The 23035-nt window shown below is 68.8% G+C and carries 22 protein-coding genes; 15 read left to right on the forward strand and 7 right to left on the reverse strand.

Annotation, left to right across the window (positions count from 1 at the left end; translation table 11 throughout):
• From ACWDUN_RS06325 to ACWDUN_RS06335, 3 genes are read left to right on the forward strand one after another with little or no spacing between them, the layout of a single operon-like run.
• On the forward strand, positions 1-1605 hold the full coding sequence (locus tag ACWDUN_RS06325; protein WP_449925925.1) for an amidohydrolase: 1605 nt from the start codon (positions 1-3) through the stop codon (positions 1603-1605).
• Positions 1598-3349, forward strand: coding sequence for an apolipoprotein N-acyltransferase (lnt, locus tag ACWDUN_RS06330; RefSeq protein WP_449925927.1), 1752 nt, complete (start codon positions 1598-1600; stop codon positions 3347-3349). Before ACWDUN_RS06325 ends, lnt begins: the two co-directional genes overlap by 8 nt.
• Positions 3346-4149, forward strand: coding sequence for a polyprenol monophosphomannose synthase (locus ACWDUN_RS06335; protein ID WP_449925930.1), 804 nt, complete (start codon positions 3346-3348; stop codon positions 4147-4149). The genes lnt and ACWDUN_RS06335 overlap by 4 nt, the downstream gene beginning before the upstream one ends.
• 27 nt (positions 4150-4176) lie before the next feature.
• Here the strand turns inward: ACWDUN_RS06335 and rbpA are convergent, their stop codons facing one another.
• On the reverse strand, positions 4177-4512 hold the full coding sequence (gene rbpA / locus ACWDUN_RS06340) for an RNA polymerase-binding protein RbpA (protein ID WP_019512961.1): 336 nt from the start codon (positions 4510-4512) through the stop codon (positions 4177-4179).
• Positions 4513-4656: 144 nt separating this feature from the next.
• Between rbpA and ACWDUN_RS06345 the strand changes: the two genes are divergently transcribed.
• Both ACWDUN_RS06345 and ACWDUN_RS06350 read left to right on the forward strand, forming a co-directional pair.
• Complete coding sequence (locus ACWDUN_RS06345; protein WP_449925937.1) at positions 4657-5016, forward strand: hypothetical protein; 360 nt, start codon at positions 4657-4659, stop codon at positions 5014-5016.
• A gap of 15 nt (positions 5017-5031) precedes the next feature.
• Positions 5032-6231, forward strand: coding sequence for an alpha/beta fold hydrolase (locus ACWDUN_RS06350; RefSeq protein ID WP_449925940.1), 1200 nt, complete (start codon positions 5032-5034; stop codon positions 6229-6231).
• A 6-nt stretch (positions 6232-6237) separates the two neighbouring features.
• Here the strand turns inward: ACWDUN_RS06350 and ACWDUN_RS06355 are convergent, their stop codons facing one another.
• Positions 6238-6933, reverse strand: a complete 696-nt coding sequence (locus ACWDUN_RS06355) for a hypothetical protein (RefSeq protein WP_449925943.1) — start codon at positions 6931-6933, stop codon at positions 6238-6240.
• Between the two features lie 78 nt (positions 6934-7011).
• On the opposite strand from ACWDUN_RS06355, the gene ACWDUN_RS06360 reads away from it, so the two are divergent.
• From ACWDUN_RS06360 to ACWDUN_RS06375, 4 genes are all read left to right on the forward strand, one after another.
• Positions 7012-8523, forward strand: coding sequence for a carboxylesterase/lipase family protein (locus ACWDUN_RS06360; protein ID WP_449925945.1), 1512 nt, complete (start codon positions 7012-7014; stop codon positions 8521-8523).
• 53 nt (positions 8524-8576) lie between these two features.
• Positions 8577-10490, forward strand: coding sequence for a primary-amine oxidase (locus ACWDUN_RS06365; protein WP_449925948.1), 1914 nt, complete (start codon positions 8577-8579; stop codon positions 10488-10490).
• A 41-nt stretch (positions 10491-10531) separates the two neighbouring features.
• Positions 10532-12511 (forward strand): DUF7064 domain-containing protein, encoded by a 1980-nt coding sequence (locus ACWDUN_RS06370; protein ID WP_449925951.1) that lies wholly within the window; start codon positions 10532-10534, stop codon positions 12509-12511.
• 85 nt (positions 12512-12596) lie between these two features.
• On the forward strand, positions 12597-12923 hold the full coding sequence (locus tag ACWDUN_RS06375) for a YnfA family protein (RefSeq protein WP_449926328.1): 327 nt from the start codon (positions 12597-12599) through the stop codon (positions 12921-12923).
• A gap of 6 nt (positions 12924-12929) precedes the next feature.
• Here ACWDUN_RS06375 and ACWDUN_RS06380 read toward each other — a convergent pair whose 3' ends face one another.
• Entirely contained in the window at positions 12930-13802 is an 873-nt protein-coding gene (locus tag ACWDUN_RS06380) for an SCO6745 family protein (RefSeq protein ID WP_449925954.1), read from the reverse strand.
• A gap of 198 nt (positions 13803-14000) precedes the next feature.
• On the opposite strand from ACWDUN_RS06380, the gene ACWDUN_RS06385 reads away from it, so the two are divergent.
• The 6 genes from ACWDUN_RS06385 to ACWDUN_RS06410 all read left to right on the forward strand — a co-directional run bounded on the left by ACWDUN_RS06385 (position 14001) and on the right by ACWDUN_RS06410 (position 18920).
• Positions 14001-14414, forward strand: a complete 414-nt coding sequence (locus ACWDUN_RS06385; RefSeq protein ID WP_449925957.1) for a nuclear transport factor 2 family protein — start codon at positions 14001-14003, stop codon at positions 14412-14414.
• Positions 14415-14484: 70 nt separating this feature from the next.
• Complete coding sequence (locus ACWDUN_RS06390) at positions 14485-15132, forward strand: nitroreductase family protein (RefSeq protein WP_449925959.1); 648 nt, start codon at positions 14485-14487, stop codon at positions 15130-15132.
• A 121-nt stretch (positions 15133-15253) separates the two neighbouring features.
• Positions 15254-16474 carry a sensor histidine kinase gene (locus ACWDUN_RS06395; RefSeq protein WP_449925961.1) on the forward strand — a complete coding sequence of 407 codons (1221 nt, stop codon included), beginning with the start codon at positions 15254-15256 and terminating at the stop codon, positions 16472-16474.
• Between the two features lie 13 nt (positions 16475-16487).
• Positions 16488-17162 carry a response regulator transcription factor gene (locus ACWDUN_RS06400; protein ID WP_449925964.1) on the forward strand — a complete coding sequence of 225 codons (675 nt, stop codon included), beginning with the start codon at positions 16488-16490 and terminating at the stop codon, positions 17160-17162.
• 41 nt (positions 17163-17203) lie between these two features.
• Entirely contained in the window at positions 17204-18016 is an 813-nt protein-coding gene (locus ACWDUN_RS06405; RefSeq protein WP_449925967.1) for an acyl-CoA thioesterase domain-containing protein, read from the forward strand.
• Between the two features lie 43 nt (positions 18017-18059).
• Positions 18060-18920 carry an EamA family transporter gene (locus tag ACWDUN_RS06410; RefSeq protein WP_449925970.1) on the forward strand — a complete coding sequence of 287 codons (861 nt, stop codon included), beginning with the start codon at positions 18060-18062 and terminating at the stop codon, positions 18918-18920.
• 74 nt (positions 18921-18994) lie between these two features.
• Here the strand turns inward: ACWDUN_RS06410 and ACWDUN_RS06415 are convergent, their stop codons facing one another.
• Genes ACWDUN_RS06415 through ACWDUN_RS06430 form a run of 4 tightly spaced genes read right to left on the reverse strand, consistent with a single transcriptional unit; the run spans position 18995 to position 23001 of the window.
• The gene (locus ACWDUN_RS06415) at positions 18995-19825 is read right to left on the reverse strand and encodes an ABC transporter permease (RefSeq protein ID WP_449925972.1); all 831 of its coding nucleotides are present in this window, start codon (positions 19823-19825) and stop codon (positions 18995-18997) included.
• On the reverse strand, positions 19822-20697 hold the full coding sequence (locus ACWDUN_RS06420) for an ABC transporter permease (protein WP_449925975.1): 876 nt from the start codon (positions 20695-20697) through the stop codon (positions 19822-19824). The genes ACWDUN_RS06415 and ACWDUN_RS06420 overlap by 4 nt, the downstream gene beginning before the upstream one ends.
• A gap of 33 nt (positions 20698-20730) precedes the next feature.
• Positions 20731-21918, reverse strand: coding sequence for a polyamine ABC transporter substrate-binding protein (locus ACWDUN_RS06425; RefSeq protein ID WP_449925978.1), 1188 nt, complete (start codon positions 21916-21918; stop codon positions 20731-20733).
• Positions 21919-21960: 42 nt separating this feature from the next.
• Positions 21961-23001 carry an ABC transporter ATP-binding protein gene (locus ACWDUN_RS06430; RefSeq protein ID WP_449925980.1) on the reverse strand — a complete coding sequence of 347 codons (1041 nt, stop codon included), beginning with the start codon at positions 22999-23001 and terminating at the stop codon, positions 21961-21963.
• Between the last annotated feature and the right edge of the window lie 34 nt (positions 23002-23035).

Below are 23035 nucleotides of genomic sequence, written 5' to 3' on the forward strand. Positions count from 1 at the left end.
GTGACGACTCTGTTGATCAACGGGCGGGTGCACAGCCCGGCCGCCCCCGACGCCACCGCGATCGCCTTCAGCGACGGACCATCCGGCGCCGTGGTGTGGCTGGGCGCCGACGACACCGCCCGCTCGGAGTTCCCCGACGCCGACATCGTCGATCTGGGCGGGGCTTTCGTCGCTCCCGGCTTCGTCGACAGTCATGTGCACCTCACCGCCACCGGGCTCAGCCTCACCGGACTGGATCTGCGGCAGGCCACCTCCCGCGAGCAGTGTCTGGCGCTGGTCGCCGAGTACGCCCGCACCCGTCCGGACGGCATCGTGTGGGGATCGGGGTGGGACGAGTCGTCCTGGCCCGACCGCACCCCGCCCAGCACCGCCGACCTCGACGACATCCTCGGTGCCCGGCCCGCCTATCTGAGCCGCGTCGACGTCCATTCGGCGGTCGCCTCCACCGGACTGCGGACGGCCGCGGCCGGCCTCACCGCCGCTGCCGGGTACGACCCCCAGCGCCCGCTGACCGCCGAGGCCCACCATCAGGTGCGGGCCGTCGCGCGGGATCTGCTCACACCGGCGCAGCGGCACGCCGCCCAGATCGCCGCCCTCGACGCCGCCGCCGGCCATGGCATCGTCGCCGTGCACGAATGCGGCGGCCCCGACATCGGCGGGCTCGACGACTGGCGTGCGGTGCAGGCCCTCGAGCATGGCGTCGAGATCATCGGGTACTGGGGTGAGGCGGTGCGCAGCGCCGCGCAGGCCCGCGCCCTGACCGAGACCACCGGCGCGGCCGGCCTGGCCGGTGACCTCTTCGTCGACGGCGCCCTCGGCTCACGCACGGCCTGGTTGCACGAACCGTATGCCGATGCCGGCCACCACTGCGGCAACCACTACCTGACCCCCGATGAGATCACCGCGCATCTGCACGCGTGCACCGAGGCCGGGATCGCCGCCGGGTTCCATGTGATCGGCGATGCCGCGGTGAGCGCGGTCGTCGAGTCGTTGCGAGTCGTCGTCGACCAGTTCGGTGGCCCCGCCGTCGCACGCTGCGGGCACCGCCTGGAACACCTGGAGATGGTCACCGCCGACCAGGCGGCCGACCTGGGACGGTGGGGTGTCATCGGTAGCCTGCAACCGAATTTCGACGCGCTCTGGGGCGGGCCGGACGGCATGTACGCCCAGCGTCTGGGCGGCGATCGGGCCGCGTTGCTGAATCCGTTCGCGCTGTTAGCATCCCAAGGCGTGCCCCTTGCCTTCGGCTCCGACAGTCCGGTGACCGGGCTGGACCCGTGGGCCACCGTCCGCGCCGCGGTGCACCACCGGACGCCCGGCAGCGGGATCTCGGCCCGCGCGGCGTTCTCTGCGGCCACCCGCGGCGCGTGGCGGGCCGGCGGCGTCCGCGACGGCGTCACCGGAACGCTGGTGCCCGGAGCACCGGCCTCCTACGCCATCTGGGACACCGGGCCGCTGGAGGTGGCCACCTCCGCCGACGACACCGCGGCACGCTGGTCGACCGACCCACGCTCACGGGTGCCGGCCCTGCCGCGCCTGGACGACGCGGCCGCGTTGCCGCGCTGTGTGCGCGCGGTGCACCGCGGCGCGGTGATACATGGCTGACGGCACACCCGGCCGGGGTGCCCGTCTCGCCGGCGCGTTCCGGCGCGCTCTGATCGCGCGGTGGATCCGGCTGCTGGCCTCGATCGCCGGCGGCGCGCTGTTGTATCTGAGCTTCCCGCCGACGGGCTGGTGGTGGTCGGCGTTCCCGGCGCTGGCACTGCTGGGCTGGGTGGTGACCCGCACGCAGACCACCCGGGCCGGCGGATTCGGTTACGGCCTGCTGTTCGGTCTGGCCTTCCATCTGCCGCTGCTGCCGTGGGTCGGCTTGTTCGTGGGCACCGGGCCGTGGTTGGCGCTGTCGCTGTTGGAGGCGCTGTTCCCGGCGGTGTTCGGACTGCTCGCCGTCGTGGTCCGCGGGCTCGCGGGATGGCCGGTGTGGTTCGCCGCGCAATGGGCGGTGCAGGAGTGGCTCAAGTCGACGGTGCCCTTCGGCGGATTCCCGTGGGGTGTGGTGGGCTTCGGCCAGACCGAGGGACCGTTGCTGCCGCTGGCGCAGATCGGCGGCGCACCGCTGGTCTCGGCTGCCACCGCGCTGGTCGGGTTCAGTCTCACCGCCCTGACCCTGGAGATCGCGCTGTGGTGGCGGCGTAGTCATCCCGGCCGATCCCGAACATCGAGCTCCGATGCCGCGCGGCCCGAGGCGGTCCTGCCCGGCATGTGCATCTGCCTGGTGCTGTTGTCCACCGCGCTGGTCTGGCCAGGGGTCCGGCAATCCGGTGTGGGCGCAGGCGAGCACCCGTCGGTCACGGTGGCCGCCATCCAGGGCAACGTGCCGCGGTTGGGCCTGGATTTCAACGCTCAACGCCGGGCGGTGCTGGACAACCACGTCGCCCAGACCCTGCGGCTCGCCGAGGATGTGCGAGCGGGCCGGGCGCCCCAGCCGATGGTCGTCATCTGGCCGGAGAACTCCTCGGACATCGATCCGCTGCGCAACACCGACGCCGCGGCGCAGATCTCCGAGGCGGCACGCGCCATCCGGGCTCCGATCCTGGTCGGCACGGTGCTGGCCGCTCCCGAGTACTCCGCCGAGCAACCGGTGACCACCAACTCGGTGCTGGTGTGGGATCCGGAGAACGGACCGACCGACCGGCACGACAAACGGATCGTGCAGCCGTTCGGCGAGTATCTGCCGTGGCGGGGCTTCTTCGAGAAGTTCTCCGACTACGCGCAGCGGGCCGGTTACTTCATTCCCGGCGACGACACCGGGGTGGTGCAGGCCGCGGGTATCCCGATCGGGGTGGCCACCTGCTGGGAGGTCATCTTCGACCGCGCGGTGCGCGAGTCGGTGCAGAGCGGCGCCCAGTTGCTCGCGGTGCCCAGCAACAATGCGACCTTCGACGAGACGATGAGCGTCCAGCAGCTCGCCTTCGCCCGGCTGCGCGCCGTCGAGCACGACCGCTATGTCGTCGTCGCGGGCACCACCGGGATCAGTGCGGTGATCGCGCCGGACGGGCGCGAGCTCGCCCGCACCGAGTGGTTCGAGCCGGCCTATCTCGACACGGCCGTGAAGCTGCGGTCGAACATGACTTTCGCCACCCAGTGGGGGCCGGTGGTGCAGGCGGTGCTGGTGGGTATCGGCCTTTCGGCTGTGATCGCGGCCATGCTGCACAATGGGAAGTTCGTGCGCAGGCGGCAGCCCGCCGCCGTGCGCACCGGAGACGGCCGCCGGGATTCCGATGCCGCCGCGTCCGAGGACGAAGTGGAACGGCCCGGCCAGGGCAGTGAGGACGAGAAGACAGCATGAGCCCGAATGGTGGCCCGGGGGAGAACCCCGGCTATCCGGCGTCGCCCAGCACGCGGACGTTGGTGATCATCCCCACCTACAACGAGCGGGACAACCTGCCGTTGATCGTGGGCCGGGTGCATGCCGCGCTCCCACAGGTCCACATCCTCATCGTCGACGACGGCAGCCCCGACGGCACCGGCCAACTCGCCGACGAACTGGCGCTGGCCGACCCGGACCGCGTGCATGTCATGCACCGGATGAGCAAGGACGGTCTGGGAGCGGCCTACCTGGCCGGTTTCGCGTGGGGCCTGGGCCGCGAGTATGCGGTGCTGGTCGAGATGGACGCCGACGGCAGCCATGCACCCGAGGAACTGGGCCGCCTGCTGGCCGCGGTCGACGGCGGCGCCGATGTGGTGATCGGTTCGCGCTATGTGCCCGGCGGGGCTATCCGCAACTGGCCGCGGCGCCGGTACGCGCTGTCCAAGACCGCCAACACCTACGCTCGGGTGCTGCTGGGTGTGGGCATCAACGACATCACCGCCGGTTACCGCGCCTATCGGCGCGAGGTGCTCGAGAAGATCGATCTGGCGGCGGTCGACTCCAAGGGCTACTGCTTCCAGATCGACCTGACGTGGCGGGCCATCAACGCCGGTTTCACGGTCGTCGAGGTGCCCATCACCTTCTCCGAGCGCGAACTCGGGGTGTCCAAGATGAGCGGATCGAATATCCGCGAGGCCATGTTGAAAGTGGCCGAATGGGGACTGCGCGGACGCATCGACCGCGCCCGTGGCGTGACCAGCAGGCCGGCGCAGCTGTAGCACGCTGCGCCGGGCCGGCGCCGGGTATCAGCCCCGGCGCTTGGTCTTGATGATGTCGAGGCGCTCCTTGAGCAGTTCTTCCAGTTCCTCGACAGAGCGACGCTCCAGCAGCATGTCCCAGTGCGTACGGGGCGGCTTGACCTTCTTCGGCTCGGGGACATCACCCTCGATCAGGGTGCCCTCCAGACCGTTGCGGCACAGCCAGGTACCGGGGATCTCGGCGTCGTCGGCGAACGGAACGTCGAACTCCTCACCGTTGTCGGTGCGGTAGCGCGCGACCTGGCGTGGCGCCAGATCGTGGTTGCGATCGGTCTCGTAGCTCACGGCACCGAGGCGACTGCCTCTCAGAACACGATCAGCCATCTCAACTCTCCTTCGACAACGCGCGTTTCGGTCCGGAGAATCAACGCAGCAGACCTGGATTTGGTTCCCTGGAGTTCCCCGACTCAACTGACCAGGATACGGCAGATACTGCGATACCCCGGCCCGGCCGTCTACAGTCGGCCCGTGACATCCGCTACGCCGGACGCCTCGGCACGGAGGAGACGCGCCCGCGCCCAGCCGTGCCGCTGGTGTGGCCGCGAAGTGCCCGACGCCGGGATGGGGCGACGCCGCCAGTACTGCCGGCAGTCCTGCCGCCAGCGCGCCTACGAGCAGCGCGCGCAGGTCAAGGGCACCTCGGTGGCACCGGATGCGGTGGTGCTCAGCGCCGAGGAGGCCGCCGATCTGTCCGACCGGATCTTCCAGGTCAGGTGCGCCGCCGAGGATGTGACCACCGCGATCCATGAGGGCGCCGACGCAGCCGAGCTGCTCGCGCTCTGCGAGGACCTGCTGCGCGCCGCCAAGGCCGCCGACGGCTGGCGCTGAGAGCACCGCACGGCCGTGACCGTCCCCACGTCACGCGTGTGGCGCTTCGCCGATTTCGAGCTCGACACCGCGCGGTGCGAACTGCGCCGCGATGGTGCGCGGGTACACGTGGAGCCCCAGGTCTTCGATGTGCTGGTGCTACTGGTGTCCCACCACGACCGGTTCGTCACCAAGGAGGAACTGTTCGATTCGGTGTGGGGCGGCCGTTTCGTCGGCGAAGCGGCGCTGACCAGCCGGATCAAGGCCGCCCGGCGCGCCCTCGGCGACGACGGCGAGTCGCAGCGCTTCATCCGCACCGTGCGGGGCCGTGGCTACCAGTTCGTCGGCACGGTGGCCGGCGCGGCGCCGTCGACCGCGCCGCCGCAGCCGACGGCGCCGCGCCAGCACATCGCCTTCTGCCATGCCGCCGACGGTGTGCGGTTGGCCTACGCCGTCGCCGGGCAGGGTCCGCCGCTGGTGCGGGCCGCCAACTGGATGACCCATCTCGGTTATGACATCGAGAGTCCGGTGTGGCGGCACTGGGTGCGCGATCTCGCCGGCGCGCACACCTTCATCCGTTACGACGAACGCGGCTGTGGCCTGTCCGACTGGGAGGCGGGCGATTTCACTTTCGATGACTGGGTCACCGACCTGGAATCGGTGGTCGAGGCGGTGGGCCTGCAGCGCTTTCCGCTGCTGGGGGTGTCGCAGGGCGGCGCGGTGGCGGTGGTGTACGCGGCGCGGCATCCCGAACGCGTCACCCACCTGGTGCTGTGCGGCGCATACGCCCGGGGGCGCGCCGTGCGTGCCGTCGGGGAAGACGAAAAGCGTGCCGCAGCATTGGATCTGGATCTGGCGCGGGTCGGCTGGGGTAGGGACGACCCCGCGTTCCGGCAGGTTTTCGCCGCGCAGTTCCTGCCCGACGGCACCCGCGCCGAGTGGGAGGCCTTCGATCATCTGCAACGGCGCACCACCTCTCCGGAGAACGCGGTGCGCTTCCTCGACGAGTTCAGCCGGATCGACGTCCGTGACGCCGCCCGGCGGGTGACCTGTCCGACCCTGGTCATGCACTCCGCCGACGACCGTCGGGTGCCGCTGCGCTACGGCGAGGAACTCGCGGCCCTGATCCCGGACTCGCGACTGGTCACCCTGCCCAGCAACAACCACCTGCTCACCGAGAGCGAACCGGCCTGGCAGACGTTCTGCAGCGAACTGGTCTCCTTCCTGTCCTGCTGAGATGTCTCAGCAGGACAGCCGCACCCCGATCCCGGACGGCGCCTGCGCCGGGGTGAGGCAGCCGAACCCGTCGACACCGTCGGCGCCCATCCGCAGCGCCGAACGTTGCGCATAGTTCACGCACAACACGGCGGCAGTATCGGCGCGGCAGCGGTAATCACCGAAACTCAACGAGTTCCCGGCCGGCAGGTCCGCACCCGCGCCCTCGCGGAACGGCCCGGGATCGCCACGCACCGAACCGATCTGAACCGCCGCACCGTCGAAGTCGACCCAGTTTCCCTTCCACACCGAGACCGCATCCGCGGGACGCGGCGGCGGGTCGTCCAGGTCCACCAGGCAGGTCAGCGCCCCGTCGCGGTACGCGGCGGTGCTGATGCAGTTCACCGTGTCGGTGCTGAAGGCGATACCGTCGACCGCGGTGCTGGTGCCCTCACGCGAGACGCTGCCGAACCGCGCCGCCGGCGCGGGTTCGGCCGCCTCGATCCAAGCGATGACATCGGCCAGGTCGGCACCGGCCGACGGCGGCGCCGATGCGGTCGTCGCGGTCGTGGTCGACGTGGTCGGGACCGCCGTCGTCGTAGCGGTCGCCGCGGAGGTGGACTTGGCGGGGACGGATAACGGGGTGCGGGTGGGCACCGCGTCGGGTCCCGACGAACAGCCCGCCATCAGCGCAGATGCCGCCAGCACCACCATCCACCGCATCCGGTCAGGGTAGCCCGACCGCGACGCGGCCCCCGCAAGGCAGGTGCGAACTGCCGGTTGTTCGCTAACGTCGGCGTCATGCACGAACATACGGTCCGTGCCCGCATCGGCACGGGCACCGTCGAGGGGTTCACCAAGGACGGGGTGCATCGGTGGCGTTCCATCCCGTATGCGAAAGCACCGGTGGGCGCGTTGCGTTATCGGGCCCCCGTGCCGGCCGAGCCCTGGCCGGGGGTGCGGTACTGCCACGGATACACCTACTGTGCGCCGCAGCAGAAGATGTACACCCTGCTCGGGGTCGGCAAGTACCAGCCGATGAGCGAGGACTGCCTGACGCTGAACGTGGTGGCCCCCGAGTCACCCGAGGACGACGGGCCGCTGCCGGTGATGTTCTTCATACACGGCGGCGGCTACATCATGGGCAGCTCGGCCACGCCCATCTATGACGGCGTCGCACTGGCCAAGCGGGGCTGTGTGTACGTTTCGGTCAACTACCGACTCGGCGCGCTGGGGTGTTTCGACCTGTCCGCGCTGTCGACTCCGGAACATCCGATCGACGGCAACCTGTACCTGGCCGACCTGCTGCTGGCGTTGCGCTGGGTGCGTGACAACATCGCGGTCTTCGGCGGTGATCCGGACAACGTCACCATCTTCGGTGAGAGCGCAGGGGCGCACGCCGTCGCGACCCTGATGGCGGTTCCTCAGGCCAAAGGACTGTTCGCGCAAGCCATTTCGCAGAGCCCCGCCAGCGGTATGGTCCGGACACCGGACGCGGCGGCCGCCTTCGCCGAACAGTTCGCCGGCCTGCTCGGCGCATCCGCGGCCGACGGCGCCGCGGCGGTCAAGGCGGCGCGGCCCGCCGAGCTCGTCACCGCACTGGACAAGCTCATCGCACGCGGCGGTCAAGACATGCCGGGAGCCTTCCCGGCCGGCCCCACCTGCGGCACCGAACTGCTGCCCCAGGATCCGGTGCAGGCGATGGCGTCCGGTGACGCGCACCGGTTGCCGTTGATCGTCGGGACCAACGCCGACGAGGGCAAGCTGTTCACCCGGTTCCTGCAGTTGCTGCCGATGAACGAGCAGGCCATCGAGATGCTGTTGTCCGGCGCCGACGCCGACACCCGGGACCGCATCCTGGCGGCGTATCCGGATTATCCGGCCCGGCGGGCCTGTGTCAGGCTGGGCGGCGACTTCGCATTCGGTTCTGCCACCTGGGATATCGCCAACGCGCACAGCAGGCATGCACCGACGCACGTGTACCGCTACGACTACGCGCCGCGCATCCTGCACTGGTCGGGGATGGGTGCCACGCACGCGACCGAGCTGCTGGCGGTGTTCGGGATCTACCGCACCCGGCTGGGCGGATTGTTGACCGCCGCAGCCGATGCCGGTTCGGCGCGGCGGGTCAGCCGCGAGGTGCAGGCCCACTGGCGTGCGTTCAGCCGGACCGGTACCCCCGGCGAAGGGTGGCCGCGCTATGAGGACAGCATGCGGGCGGTGCTGGTGTTCGACCGGCGCACCCACCTGGAGTACGACCCGCATTCCGAGCGCCGGCAGGCCTGGGACGGGTTCACCCTGGCAGCTCGGTAACGCTTGCGCCGAACCGTCCGCACGCCGGCGGTGGGTGTGGTTGCGTGTTCAGGATGGAGCACCCGCTGGACCCGCTGGGTCTCGACGAATTCCGTGCGGTTGCCGCGATCCTGGGTCGCGAACACGGGGTAGGAGACGGTTGGCGGTTCGCCTCGATCGAACTCGCCGAACCGTCCAAGGCGGAGCTGCGCGCCTTCGCGGCCGGCGGGGCGAGACCACCCCGGCGGGCGCACGCGATCTGTCTGAACCGGGCGGCCAACACCACCCACAAGGCGGTCGTCTCGCTCACCGAGGCCCGGGTGGAATCCTTCCAGCACATCCCGGGCGTGCAGGCGAACTTCACCGTCGACGAGTTCAACGAGTGCGATCAGTTGTTGCGCACGCACCCCGAACTGCTGGCCGCGCTCGCCCGCCGCGGCATCGACGATATCGACCTGGTTTTCTTCGACACCTGGACCTACGGGGACGCCGTCGCCCCGGCCGAGTTCGCCGGCCGCAGGCTCGGCTGGTCGGACACCTGGCTCAAGGACGGGCCGGGCATGAACCCGTATGCCCATCTGATCAGCGGGTTGCACTGCGTCATCGATGTCAACGCCATGGAGGTGCTGCGTGTCGAGGACGGTGAGCCCGTCGATATCGCACCCGTCATGGGTGAGTACGTGCCCCGGCATGTGCCCGAGCGCATCCGCGCCGAGCAGCACCGTGAGCCCCTGACCCCGCTGCACATCAGCCAGCCCGAGGGGCCGTCCTTCACCCTGGACGGCAACCTGCTGCGGTGGCAGAACTGGTCGCTGCGTATCGGGTTCAACCATCGCGAGGGCATGGTGTTGCACACCGTGGCCTACCGCGACGGGAGCCGGGAACGCCCTGTGGCGCACCGGCTGTCGTTCGCCGAGATGGTAGTGCCCTACCGGGACCCGTCGGCCGATCACTACCGGCGCACGGCCTTCGACATCGGTGAGTGGGGTCTGGGATTCATGACCACCTCGCTGACCCTGGGTTGTGACTGCCTGGGTGAGATCCGCTATCTGGACGCCGTCCTGCACGACAGCACGGGCACGCCGTACACCATCGACAACGCCATCTGCGTACACGAAGAGGACAACGCCGTGCTCTGGAAGCACGTCGACCATCACAGCGGTGCCGAGGTGCGCCGGATGCGGCGGTTGACGATCTCCTTCCACGTCACCGTCGCCAACTACGAATACCTCGTCTACTGGCGGCTGTATCAGGACGGCAACATCGAATGCGAGGTGCGGGCCACCGGCATCATGGTCACCACGCCGCTGGCGGCCGGGCGGGCCAGCCCCAACGGCACCCTGGTCGACGAACGCACCTATGCGCCGTTTCACCAGCACTTCCTGGTCGCCCGTATCGACCTGGACATCGACGGTCCGGACAACACCGTCTACATGTCGGAGTCCTACGCCGAACCCATCGGCCCGGACAATCCGCACGGTCTGTCGCTGGTGACGCGCAATACCGCACTGCGCGACGAGCAGCAGGGCAAACAGGACGTCGACTTCGCGACCCAGCGCTGCTGGAAGGTGGTCAACACCAACGTCGTCAACGGCCTGGGCACCCATCCCGGCTACAAGCTGGTCCCGACCGGGGCGATTCCGGCGATGTTCGACCCGGACTCGCCGGTGCTGCGGCGCGCCAACGTCATCGGTCATACCCTGTGGGTGACCCCGAACAGCGCCGAGGAGCGTTGGCCCGCCGGCGAATTCGTCAATCAGTCCGTGGCCGATACCGGGCTCGGCGAATGGACGAAGGCCAACCGCAGCATCGAGAACACCGATGTCGTGCTCTGGTACGTCTTCGGCATCCACCACATCACCCGGCCCGAGGACTGGCCGGTGATGCCGGCCGATGTGGTGTCGTTCTGGCTGAAGCCGTTCGGCTTCTTCGACCGCAATCCGTCGCTGGACGTGCCGGCCACCCCGACGGAATGCCATAACAGTTGACACCTGTCATATGTGACCGGCGCCACTGCTAGGTTGCCACTGTGCATCCGACATTGATCGAGCGTCCCACCGACCTGACCGACGGATGGCTCACGGCCGCCCTGGGCGGACCGACCGTCGTCGGTCACGAGTTCGAGCGGATCGGCACCGGCCAGATGAGCGAGTGCTACCGCGTCACGCTGCGCTACGCCGACGGCGACTCCGGCCCGGCCAGTGTGGTGCTCAAGGTTGCCGCCGCCGATCCCAACAGTAGACAGACCGGCCTGGCCCTGGGGCTCTACGAACGCGAGGTCCGCTTCTATTCCGATATCGCCCCGAAGCTGGCCGGACCGTTCGCGCCGTGTCATCACCACGCCTACGACGCCGAGACCGGTGCCTTCGACCTGCTGCTCGGCGATGCCGCCCCGGCCGTGGTCGGTGACGAGATCCGCGGCGCCACAGTTGAACAGGCCGGCCTGGCACTGGGGCAGCTGGGCCGGGTGCACGGTCCGCTGCTGAGTGACGACGCGCTCGCCGAGGCCGCCTGGCTCAACCGCGAGGCACCGGTCAGCCAGGCGCTGCTGGCCGGCCTGTGGGCCGGTTTCACCGAGCGGTTCGGCGACCGGATCGCCGATGAGCACCGGCAGGTCTGCGAGCGCCTGGTGGCGGCCTTCGACGAATATCTGGCGGCCGAGGCGACGTCGGTGCAGGGTCTGGTGCACGGCGACTACCGGTTGGACAACATGTTGTTCGGCCAGGCCGGATCGCAGCGTCCGCTGACCGTCGTCGACTGGCAGACCGTGACCCGCGGGCCGGCGCTGACCGATGTCGCCTACTTCCTCGGGTGTGCGCTGCCCGACGAGGTGCGCCGCGCCCACTACGACGATCTGCTCGCCGCCTATCACGACGCTCTGGGCCCCGATGCACCGCTGTCTCTGCAGGATGTGCGGGACGGGGTACGCCGGGCGAGCTTCTTCGGCGTGATGATGGCCATCGTGTCCTCGATGCTGGTCGAGCGCACCGAGCGCGGTGACGAGATGTTCATGACGATGCTGGCGCGGCACTGCGCCCACGTGCTCGACACCGACGCGCTGCAGATGCTGCCGGCCGCGACGGTGCCCGAGCCGTTGATCCCGCTACCCGCCGACGAGGGCGCACACCCGCCCGGCGAGGAGGAACTGTGGAACGAGAGCTGGTATTTCGACTTTGTCGACGCCGCACAGGGTGTCGGCGGCTGGGTGCGGTTGGGCCTGATTCCCCATCAACAGACGGCCTGGGTGCAGGCGCTGCTCTGTGGGCCCGGGCTGCCGACCGTTGCCGTCAACGACATGGCCGTGGCGCTGCCCGACGATCCGTTCTCGGTACGCACCGAGGACATCGCGTTGGACCTTGCCGCGACGGTGCCGCTACAGAGCCACCGCGTGACGCTGCAGGGAAGCGGGCAGGCCTACGACGACCCCGCCGGCCTGCTGCGCGGTGAGCAGGGCCGGCCGGTCGACGTCGCGCTGGATCTGGAGTTCACCTCCGTCAGTACGCCGTATCTGTACCGGGTGACGCCCCGGTACGAGATCGCCTGCCACGTAACGGGTTCGGCGTCGGCCGACGGTCACCGCTACGAGTTGGCCTCGGTGCCCGGACAGCGCGATCACTCCTGGGGTGTGCGGGACTGGTGGAGCATGGAATGGGTGTGGAGCGCGCTGCATCTGGACGACGGGACCCATTTGCACGGGGTCGATCTGCGCATCCCCGGCATGGGACCGATGGGCATCGGTTATCTGCAGCGTGAGGGGGAGGCGCTGCACGAACTGTCCGGGGTGACCGCCACCGAGGAGTTCGGCGCCGATGACCTGCCGGTGGCCACCACCGTGTCGCTGGCGCCGGTGGGTGTGGTCGCCGTGGCGCAGGTGCAGGGACAGGCTCCGGTGCTGCTGACCGCCCAGGACGGCCGGGTCAGCCACTTCCCGCGGGCCTGGGCGACCGTCAGCACCGCCGACGGGCGGTCCGGGGTGGGCTGGCTCGAATGGAACCGCAACCGCCCCTGACTTCCCGGCGAGCGTGCGGGTCTGCTGCGGACACGCCGGGTCCCTACCGCACTTTCCGCACGCTCACGGCAGGCTGGTACCCGTGATGGTGCTCAAATCGATGGTTCTGTTCGTGCTGGCCGCGATCCTGGAGATCGGCGGCGCCTGGCTGGTCTGGCAGGGCGTCCGTGAGCACCGCGGTTGGTTGTGGGTCGGGGCGGGCGTGATCGCGCTCGGCGCCTACGGATTCGTGGCCGCGTTCCAGCCCGACGCACACTTCGGCCGGGTACTCGCCGCCTATGGCGGTGTGTTCGTGGCCGGCTCATTGATCTGGGGCATGGTCGCCGACGGGTTCCGGCCCGACCGCTGGGACATCGCGGGGGCTCTCGTCTGCCTGGCGGGCGTCGGGTTGATCATGTACGCCCCGCGCTGAGCCCGATCAGATGCCGTCGTTGTCCAGATCGCCGCGGTCCAGGCCCATCGGCGTGGCCGACGGGACGTCACCGCCGGCAACGACCAAGCGGGTCAGCGGGGTCAAGACCCGGAACAACGTGGCCAGCTCATCATCGTCGAGGACGTCGAAGGCCGAGAGCGCCAGCTGGTCGGTGGCCTCCTCGACCCGAGCCTTGAGCTCGGCGCCGGCGTCGGTGAGCGTCCCGGACCGGTCCAGCAGTCCGCGGGCGGCGAGCCGGTCGACCTGCTCCTGCCACAGCTGCTCGTCGTAATCGCGACTGCGCATGATCATCTCGGTCGGTACTCGGCCCGCGGCGGCGTGCAGCACATTGGCTTCCCGCCCGCTGATGCCGTGCACGTTGAGCACCGCGATGTGGCCGTCACCGCGGTGTTCGCGCAGCAGGGTGCTGGCGTGCCAGAGCCGCGCCAGTGGTTCGTCGGGCCAGGGCAGTGCGAGATTGGCGGCGAACAACGGGCGTCCGTCCAGCGGCGCGCTGCGGGCCGCCTCGCTCAGCAGCGCCGCGGCCGTGTCCACGCCATCGGACAGGCCGTAGCGGCGCAGGGCCGCGACCGCGGCTCGCTCACGGCTGCGTAGAACTGTTGCCGGCGAGGCGATCTCCCACGCCGCCGGTAAGGCCTTGGCCACCCGGTGTGGTGCGAAGTTGTAGAACACCGCGGTGACGACCTCGGGCGCCACCGCACCCAGCGGTGCCGACCGCGCGGCGAAGTAGCCGCTCCAGAATCCTCGGTAGCCGAGCTCATCGAGAGCCGTGCGGGCCTCGGGGGCGAAGTAGGTGACGGCGTGCACGGGCTCGAGGCGGTCGAAGAGGCGCCGGGCGAGGGTGGTGGATCTGCTCACCCTGACAGTCAAGCACGGGCGACTCAGTCACCTGAAGCGGATATCGTTGCCGCCGAGCGCAGTTCTCCAGTCGGCGCGAATCACCGCCCGAGCGACCTGATCCCCGCACGGCGTCGACCCGCTTTCGGCCGAACTCCCTATCCGAGGGCACCCCGGCCCGTAGTCTCGGCGGTCAGCTGACCCAGACGGAAGACCGCCATGACCGACGCTCACCGCGACCGCGCCGATATCACCGAGACCCTGCTGCGCTACGCCACCGGTATCGATCGCCGGGACTGGACCACCTTCCGCACCGCGTTCGCCCCCGACTGCGTGCTGGACTATGGCCAGATCGGCACCTTCGAGGGCGTCGACGCCGTCACCGACTTCATGGATCGATCGCATGCGCTGGCCGGGCACACCATGCACCGGCTGTCCAATATCGTGATCGAACTGGACGGGTACCGGGCCACCGCCCGCAGCTACGTCGACGGTCTGATCCTCGCCGCGGACAACACATCCGGTGTCAACGCGGTCGGCATCTACGACGACGAACTGGTCCGCACCGACGCCGGCTGGCGGATCGCCAGACGCGTCTTCACCGCGGTGCGCATCGTCGCGCTGGGGGACTGAGAAGTGTTCGCCACCCAGCGCCGGTGGCGGGCGCCGCCACGATGGGATGACCGCACGCTATGGTGCCGACATGGCCACAGCGAGCAGTGACATCTGGGAGGTGCTGTCGACCGCGCGGACGATCCGCCGGTTCACCGATGAGCCGGTCGATGACGCGACGCTGACCCGCTGCCTGGAGGCCGCCACCTGGGCGCCGTCGGGTGCCAACGCCCAGGCTTGGCGATTCATCGTCCTGCGGTCCGCACAACAGCGCGCGGTGGTCGCCGAGGCGGCGCGGCACGCCCTGGCCGTCATCGAGCCCGTCTACGGGATGAGCCGTCCGACCGATCAGGAAACCGATCTGGTGGCGCGCAACAACCGGGCCACCTACGAACTGCACGACCGCGCCGAGGAGTTCACCTCGGTCCTGTTCGTCCAGAAGCGCTTTCCGACTGCCTCCGAGCTGCTGTTGGGCGGCTCCATATTCCCCGCCATGCAGAACTTCCTGCTGGCCGCGCGGGCGCAGGGGCTGGGTGCCTGCCTGACCAGCTGGGCGTCCTACGACGGGGAGAAGATCCTGCGGGAAGCCGTGGGCGTACCCGATGACTGGATGCTCGGCGGCCACATCGTGGTGGGCTGGCCGAAGGGACAGCACGGCCCGTTACGACGCCGCCCGCTCACTCATGCGGTCAATCTGGACCATTGGGATGAACCCGCCGACGATCTGCTGGCGCGCTGACGGTCCCGGCTACGTGGCTCGATCTCGCGGCGGCGCGATCCCGCCGTCCGACCGTGGTAGGACGGGCGAACCCGCCCACGGCATGATGGTCACGGCCGGGTCGCGGTCCTACCATTGACCGATGCGCGTCGTGGTGCCCGAGTTCCTGCGTAGGCGGTTCGAGCGCCACAACGAACTCAACGAGCTCGGGTGGAGCTGGACATTCGTCCTCACCACCGACTCCGCGCTGGCCTTGATCGCGCTGATCTCGACACTGCAGCGACCGGCTTCGGACTATCTGGTCGCGGTGCCGGTGGGTTTCATGATCGCGATGTGTCCGCTGGTCGTCTTCTTCGCCGCCGGGGCGTCGTTCAATCCCTTGCTGATCTGGGGTGCCTGGTCCGGTGCCGCGGCGATCTTCCTGTTCGGCACGTCCACCCCGATTCCGTTCGACTTCGCCCCGCTGATCCTGGTGCTGATGGTCGGTGTGGTGGCGGCGATGACGCCGCCGGCGGGCGGTCTGGTGGCAACCGCATCGGCGGCCGCCATGCTGGGGGCGGCGGCCGCGTCCGGACGTCTGGAGGGTGTCTGGCTGTACCTGTGCGTGCTCGGGATGGGTTGGCTGGTGGGGTATCTGATGCGCATCCAGCAACAGCTCATCATCGGGCAGCGGGCGGCGCAGGACGCGCTGGCCGAACATGCCGCCGCCGATGAGCGCCGTCGCATCGCGCGCGAGGTGCACGACGTGATCGCGCATTCGCTGTCGGTCACGCTGCTGCATCTGACCGGTGCGCGACGCGCGCTGCAGGAGGATCGCGATATCGACGATGCCGTGGACGCTTTGGAGGACGCCGAAAAGTTGGGACGCGAGGCGATGGCCGATATCCGGCGCACCGTCGGACTGCTCGACGGCACCCCGATGAAGATTGCCCCGGAGCCCGGGGTCGACGATATCGCCCGCCTCACCGATGATTTCGCGCGCGCAGGACTCACGGTCACGCTGCGCACCGAAGGGGCCACCGGGTCGTTGTCGCCGACGGTCGGCTTGGCGCTGTACCGCATCACGCAGGAATCGTTGTCCAATATCGCCAAGCACGCACCGGACTCCAGATCGACGGTGACGCTGGCGGTCTGCGACGACCGCGTCGAACTGTCGGTGGTCAACGAACTGCCGGTGGGTGCCGTCACCGCCCGGACGCGCCGCGCTGCTGACGGCCGCGGCGTGCGCGGTATGCGCCAACGCGTGCAACTGCTCGGCGGGGTGATCGATATCGGTTCGACAGGGCAGGGCTGGTCGGTGCACGCGGAGGTTCCGCTGGGGATGAACGGCACCCCGCGCAACGCCGGACGCTGCGGCGGATAGCGACGGGAAGCGGATGGATCTCAACGGGGACGGCGGCTGGATCGACATCGCCGTACTGCTCGTCGACGATCAGGATCTGGTGCGTTCGGGTCTGCGCCGGATCCTCCGTCGCAAGGACGGTTTCGTGATCGTCGCCGAATGCGCCGACGGCGACGAGGTGCCCGCGGCGCTGGACGAGCATGCGGTGGACGTGGTGGTGATGGACCTGCGGATGAAGCGGATCGACGGCATCGAGGCCACCCGCCGCGTACGCGCTGCCGGCGGTCCGCCGGTGCTGGCGTTGACCACCTTCAACGAGGACGAGTTGCTCTCCGGCGTGCTGCGCGCCGGGGCGGCGGGTTTCGTCCTCAAGGATTCCTCGGCCGAGGAGTTGATCCGCGCGGTGCGGGCGGTGGCGCACGGTGACAGCTATCTGGACCCGGCCGTGACGGCCCGGGTGCTGTCCACCTACCGGACGGCGACCGACGCTCCGAGTCCGGTCCAGGTCTCCGAGCTCACCGGCCGCGAACTCGACGTGCTCACGCTGATCGGGCGCGGTCGCACCAACGCCGAGATCGCCGACGAACTCGTCATCTCCGGCGTCACCGTCAAGAGCCATATCGGGCGCATCTTCGACAAGTTGCGACTGCGTGATCGGGCCGCGGCGATCGTGTACGCCTACGACCACGGCATCGTCACCCCGCGGTAGCCGATCGCCGGTCGCGCACCTCGTCGTGCGACGATGCGGAAATGACCGAACGGCCGTTCCATTTCCGCCAGACCGAGCAGGGCACCTTCGCGCCCACCGCTTACGCGCAGAGCCATTGGGGTGCCGACCACCTCAACGGGCCGGCGCTGGTAGGACTGGCGGCCCGGGCGCTGGAGTCCGAGTTCGGTGACCCGCAGTTCCTGCCCGCCAGGCTGACGGTGGACCTGTTCAAGGCGGCGCGTGGGGTTCCGACGGTGGTGAAACTGGCATCGGTGCGCGACGGCCGGCGGGTGCGCAACTCCGAGTGCGAGTTGGTGCAGGACGGTGTCACGGTGGTCCGCGCGACGCTTGTCCAGTACCGGCTGTCGTCCCCGCCCCGCGGCGCGGAGTGGGTGGGACCGGCCGAGTTCGACATGCCTGCCGAGCGTGACGAGACCCGCGGGATCGGTGTCGGCAGCGATGAGATCGGCTGGACCGGGGCCATCGCCGATCACCAGAACACCTCCCGCAAGCGCCTCCTCAACCGCACCATCGACGTCGTCGAGGGCAGCCGGAACTCACCGTTCGTGCGGGCCGCGATGGCCGCCGAGGGCACCAGCCTGGTGACCAATCTCGGCACCGCCGGAGTGGGCTATATCAACGGTGATCTGACCGTGGCGCTGGCACGGCTGCCGCGCGACGAGTGGATCGGGGTGCAGGCCGACTCGCACTGGTCGGCCGACGGTATCGCCGTGGGCACGTCGACGCTGTTCGACAGCGAGGGGCCGATCGGCTCCGGCATGGTCACCGCGATCAGCAACGCGGCGGCCCAGATCGACTTCCGCAACGACCCTTTCCCGGACCGCACGCGCTGAAAACTCGTGGACAGCCGCGGATGACCCACAGTTGAATGCAGGGATGCCGACCACCCACGCCCGGACCGGGGCCTTCATGGCGATCGCCGCGATGTGCTCGGTGCAACTGGGCGCGGCCATCGCGGTCGGCCTGATCGACGATATCGGGGCCACCGGCGCTGCCTGGCTGCGGCTGTTCTGGGCCGCGATCCTGCTGTTGATCCTGGTGCGGCCCCGGCCGTCGTCGTTCACCCGGCAGGCCTTCGGGACCACCGTGCTCCTGGGCGTCGCCACGGCGGGCATCACCGTGCTGTTCATGATGGCGCTGGAGCGGATACCGCTTGGCACCGCCAGCGCGCTGGAGTTCCTCGGCCCGCTGGGCGTGGCGGTGTGGCAGGGCAGCGGCCGACACCGGTTCGTGTGGCCGGGTCTGGCCGCGGTCGGCGTGTTGTTGCTGACCGAGCCGTGGTCGGGCAGCTTCGACCCGATCGGGGTGGCATGCGCGCTGGCCGCCGGGTTCTGCTGGGGTGTCTACATCGTGCTGACCCAGCGGGTCGGCGACCAGGTCAGCGGCCTGAACGGGCTGGCCGTGTCGATCACGGTCGCCGCGCTGGTGGCTTCGGCGGTGGCCGGACCGGCGGTCTTCGCGCAGATGACCCCGCAGCTCTGGTTGATCGGGGTCGGGTTGGCGATCCTGTTGCCCGTCATACCGTTTGCGCTGGAACTGCTCGCGCTGCGCCGGCTGACCTCGGCGGCGTTCGGCACACTGATGAGTTTGGAGCCGGCCTTCGCGATGCTGATGGGTTGGCTGATTCTGAGCCAGGTGCCGCACCTGATCGGTCTGGCCGGCATCTGCTTCGTCGTCATCGCGGGGATCGGTGCCGCCCGGCATGGGGCACGCACCCACGAACCCATCTCGACATGACGCCGAAAACGGAGACGATGGCGAGGAATTCGTGATTCCTTGCCATCGCCTTCACCTTCGGCCGTGGCGTGTGATCACACCTTCACCTTGCGCCGGTACAGCGTGCCGACGGCCAGCAGGATCAGGCTGATCACCAGGATCGCGGTGGCCAGCACATTGATCTGCGGTGGCACGGCGGCCTTGACCGCGGCGTTGACGTAGAGCGGGTAGGTGACCGTCGAACCGCTGACGAAGTAGGTGACGATGAAATCGTCCAGCGACAACGCGAAGGACAGCATGCCCGCCGCGACGATGCCGGGCACGATCAGCGGCAGCGTCACCCTGAAGAACGTGCGGACCGGGCTGGCACCCAGATCCATCGAGGCGTCCTCCAGTGTCCAGTCGAATCCACGCACCCGCGCCCGCACCGTCATCGCGATGAAGCTGACCTCGAAGGCGATGTGGGCGATCAGGATCGTCGTGTAGCCGGCCGCCCAACCCAGATCCAGGAACAGCGTCAGCAGCGACGCACCCATCACCACCTCGGGCGCGGTCAGCGGCAGGATCACGAACGTGTCGACCGCCCGGTATCCGCGAAACCGCTGGCGCACCAACGCGATCGCCAGCAACGATCCCAGCACCAGCGCGACCAGCGTCGAGATCAGCGCGATCTCCAGGCTGAGTTGGAGCGCTTCGGTCAGGGCCGGGTACTTGAACGGGTCCAGCCAGTTCTCGAACGTGAAGCCCTGCCAGGTGTAGTTGAACTTGCCCGCCGGCTCGTTGAACGAGAACAGCACGATCACCGCGATGGGCAGGAACAGGTACGCCAGCACCAGACCGGCAACGATCCGCAGCGAGTAATCGCCCCACTTGGGCCGGGGTCGAACAGCTTTCGGCGCCGATGGCCGTTCCACGGTGGCGGTCATACGAGATCCTCCGTCCCCAGCGCCCGGGTGTAGAGGATGACCCCGACCAGGATCAGGCCCATCAACCCGAGGCTCAGCGCGGCCGCCGCCGGATAATCCTTGACCACCAGGAACTGTTTCTGGATCACATTGCCGATCATCGTGGTCTGGGTACTGCCCAGATAATCGGCGTTGATGAAGTCACCGACCGCGGGGATGAACACCAGCATGCTGCCGGCCAACACGCCGGGCAGCGACAGCGGCAGGATGACCTTGCGGAAACTGCGGGTGCCACCGGAATACAGATCGCGCGACGCCTCCAGCAGGCGCGGGTCGATCTTCTCCAGGCTGACGTACAGCGGCAGGATCATGAAGATGATCCAGTTGTAGGTCAGCCCGCCGATCACCGCCCAGCTGGTCGACAGCAGCCGACCCTCGTCCGGTAGCAGCCCTATCGCGCCCAGCGCGCTGACGACCCAGCCCTCGTCGGCCAGGATCGTCTTCCACGCGATGGTGCGGATCAGAAACGTCACGAAGAACGGCAGGATCACCAGTCCCAGAATCAGATTCTTGAAGCGGCCGGCCTTGAACGCGATGACATATGCCAGCGGAAACGCCAGCAGCAGGCACAGCACCGTCGCCGTCGCCGCGTATCCGAACGATCGCAGGATCGGATCCTGATACAGCTTGAACGCGTCGACGAAGTTGCCGAAGTTCCAGTCGAAGGTCAGCGTCGGCAGGAACACCGAACCGCCGGCCGACGACAGCGACGTGCGCGCCAGCGTCACGAACGGTACGACGAAGAAGATGGCGAGGTACGCCAGTGCGGGCAAGATCATCAGGTACGGCGCGATCTTGCTCCGCTGCCTGCTACTGGTGGCGACTCCCGCCATCAAGCCTCCTCAAAAGTCCGCAGTGCCACCCGATCAGCCGCCGGTGACGGCGGCGTACAGGGTGTTGAACTCCTGCGTCTGCTCATCGGTCAGCGGCGCCCAGGACTTCAGCTTGGACTGCGTCTCCTGCGGGGGATTGATCAGCGGATTCTCCGCCGCGGCGGCGTCGACCTTGGCCAGTTCGTCGGTCATGTCCGACAGTGCCGGGACGAACTGTGTGTAGGCGATCAGCTTGGCGTAGTTCGCGCGGTCGTAGATGTAGTCGATCCAGGCCTCGGCGGCCTTCTGGTTCTGCGTGGTGTAGGGCACCACCATGGTGTCGACGAACCAGACGCCTCCGGAATCGGGGATGACGAACTCGAGATCCGGGTTGTCGGCCTTGAGTTGGACGACATCGCCCGAGTATGCCTGCGCGACAGCGATGTTGCCGGCCGCCAGATCGTCGGCGTAGTCGTTGCCGGTGAATCGGCGGATCTGGCCGTTGTCCTTCTGTTCGCGCACCAGGTCCACCGCCTGCTGCACGGACTGCGTCGACGGATCCTCGGGGGAGTTGCCCTGCGACTGCATGATCATGCCCAGGCCGTCCTGGACATCGGAGAACAGGCTGACCCGTCCCTTGAACGCCGGATCCCACAGATCGTCGATCGAACGGATCTCGCGACCGGTGGCCGCACGGTTGTACGCCAGGCCGACCATGCCGGTCATGTACGGCGCGGTGAACTTGCGGCCCTCGTCGACCTTGGAGTCCAGCAGGTCCTGGCGCAGGTTGGCGCGGTTGGGCACACCGGCCTCGCTGATCTCGTTGAGCCAGCCCAGCCCCTTGACCCGGGCGGCCATGAACTCGGTGGGCACCACCAGATCCGCGCCGATGTCCTGCTTACGCGACAGCGGTTCCTTTACCTTGGCGAACCACTGCTCGTTGTCGTTGTAATCCTCTTTGTAGTCGACGGTGATCCCGGACGCCGTCTGGAACGCGGCGATGAAGCCGTCCGCCATGTACAGCGGCCAGTTCGACACCCGCAGGGTGCCGCTGGCGGGCCCGCCGTCATCCTGGGCGCTTGTCGAACCCGTTGTGCTGCTGTCGGATCCGCATGCGGCCAGGAAGGACGAGCCCAGAATGGCGGCCGCAGCCGTCGCGGCGCTACCGCCGATGAACCGCCGCCGACTGGTGCGGTTGGCGGCCAGGCGGGACAGCAGCCGGGGGTCGATCTCGTTGGACATGCTGGGCCTTTCGTGAGGGGAGGGGGAAAGCGGTGACACGGGTCAGGATTCGTCGAGCATCTCTTCGAGATCCTCGGTGGTGGGGATATCAGCGGCGGGCAACACCAGCGAGGCCTCCGGCGACCAGCTGACGTAGACCTCGTCGCCGGGGCGCAGCATCGGCAGGTCCTGTTCGGGACCGACATGCGCCACGATCGTCGAGTCATCGGGCGCGGCGACCGCGAGCCGGATCACCGGACCCTGGAACGTCAGGTCGCGCACCGTGCCGCGCACGACGGCGAGGTCACCGCTCGGGTGGTCGGTGGAGACGCGTACCCGCTCGGGGCGGATCATCAGCGTCGCCTGTCCGCCCGACTCGATGGCGGTCTCACCCGGACGGGACTTCAACGTCGTGCCGAGCACCTCGATCTCCACGTGGTCGCGGTTGATCCGCCCGGTCTGGCGGCCCGCCCACAGGTTGGCCTGACCGATGAAGCCGGCCACGAACACCGTGGCGGGCCGGTCGTAGATGTCGGTCGGGGTGCCGATCTGCTCGACGTTGCCGGCGTTCATGACCGCGATGCGGTCACTCATCGTCAGCGCTTCCTCCTGGTCATGGGTGACGTAGATGAAGGTGATGCCGACCTCGCGCTGGATGCGCTTGAGCTCGAACTGCATGGCGTGGCGCAGCTTGAGGTCCAGCGCGCCGAGCGGTTCGTCGAGCAGCAGCGCGCTGGGGTAGTTGACCAGCGCACGGGCCAGCGCGACACGCTGCTGCTGACCGCCGGAGAGTTGGCCGGGTTTGCGCTTGGCGAAATCGGTGAGTCGGACGATCTCGATGATTTCGTCGACCCGGCGCTTGGTCTCACCCTTGCCCTTGGTCTTGTCCAGCTTCATGCTGCGCGGGCCGTAGGCGATGTTGTCCCACACCGTCATGTGCGGGAACAGCGCATAGTGTTGGAACACGGTGTTGACGTTGCGTTTGTGCGGCGGGACCTTCGACACGTCGACGCCCTCGAGCCGGATGGCGCCCTCGGTGGGGGTCTCGAATCCGGCGATCATGCGCAGGGTCGTCGTCTTGCCGCAGCCCGAGGGGCCGAGCATCGAGAAGAACTCGCCGGAGGCGATGGTGAAGTCC

It is taken from the genome of Mycobacterium sp. NPDC003323 (assembly GCF_053589535.1).

What these genes read in the sequence shown, in the direction of transcription:
- lnt (WP_449925927.1), top strand. Translation starts at nt 1,598, where the DNA reads ATGGCTGACGGCACACCCGGCCGGGGTGCCCGTCTCGCCGGCGCGTTC.
- ACWDUN_RS06335 (WP_449925930.1), top strand. Translation starts at nt 3,346, where the DNA reads ATGAGCCCGAATGGTGGCCCGGGGGAGAACCCCGGCTATCCGGCGTCG.
- rbpA (WP_019512961.1), bottom strand. Translation starts at nt 4,512, where the DNA reads ATGGCTGATCGTGTTCTGAGAGGCAGTCGCCTCGGTGCCGTGAGCTAC.
- ACWDUN_RS06355 (WP_449925943.1), bottom strand. Translation starts at nt 6,933, where the DNA reads ATGCGGTGGATGGTGGTGCTGGCGGCATCTGCGCTGATGGCGGGCTGT.
- ACWDUN_RS06360 (WP_449925945.1), top strand. Translation starts at nt 7,012, where the DNA reads ATGCACGAACATACGGTCCGTGCCCGCATCGGCACGGGCACCGTCGAG.
- ACWDUN_RS06365 (WP_449925948.1), top strand. Translation starts at nt 8,577, where the DNA reads ATGGAGCACCCGCTGGACCCGCTGGGTCTCGACGAATTCCGTGCGGTT.
- ACWDUN_RS06375 (WP_449926328.1), top strand. Translation starts at nt 12,597, where the DNA reads ATGGTGCTCAAATCGATGGTTCTGTTCGTGCTGGCCGCGATCCTGGAG.
- ACWDUN_RS06385 (WP_449925957.1), top strand. Translation starts at nt 14,001, where the DNA reads ATGACCGACGCTCACCGCGACCGCGCCGATATCACCGAGACCCTGCTG.
- ACWDUN_RS06390 (WP_449925959.1), top strand. Translation starts at nt 14,485, where the DNA reads ATGGCCACAGCGAGCAGTGACATCTGGGAGGTGCTGTCGACCGCGCGG.
- ACWDUN_RS06395 (WP_449925961.1), top strand. Translation starts at nt 15,254, where the DNA reads ATGCGCGTCGTGGTGCCCGAGTTCCTGCGTAGGCGGTTCGAGCGCCAC.
- ACWDUN_RS06400 (WP_449925964.1), top strand. Translation starts at nt 16,488, where the DNA reads ATGGATCTCAACGGGGACGGCGGCTGGATCGACATCGCCGTACTGCTC.
- ACWDUN_RS06405 (WP_449925967.1), top strand. Translation starts at nt 17,204, where the DNA reads ATGACCGAACGGCCGTTCCATTTCCGCCAGACCGAGCAGGGCACCTTC.
- ACWDUN_RS06410 (WP_449925970.1), top strand. Translation starts at nt 18,060, where the DNA reads ATGCCGACCACCCACGCCCGGACCGGGGCCTTCATGGCGATCGCCGCG.
- ACWDUN_RS06415 (WP_449925972.1), bottom strand. Translation starts at nt 19,825, where the DNA reads ATGACCGCCACCGTGGAACGGCCATCGGCGCCGAAAGCTGTTCGACCC.
- ACWDUN_RS06420 (WP_449925975.1), bottom strand. Translation starts at nt 20,697, where the DNA reads ATGGCGGGAGTCGCCACCAGTAGCAGGCAGCGGAGCAAGATCGCGCCG.
- ACWDUN_RS06425 (WP_449925978.1), bottom strand. Translation starts at nt 21,918, where the DNA reads ATGTCCAACGAGATCGACCCCCGGCTGCTGTCCCGCCTGGCCGCCAAC.
- ACWDUN_RS06430 (WP_449925980.1), bottom strand. Translation starts at nt 23,001, where the DNA reads ATGCTCGGCCCCTCGGGCTGCGGCAAGACGACGACCCTGCGCATGATC.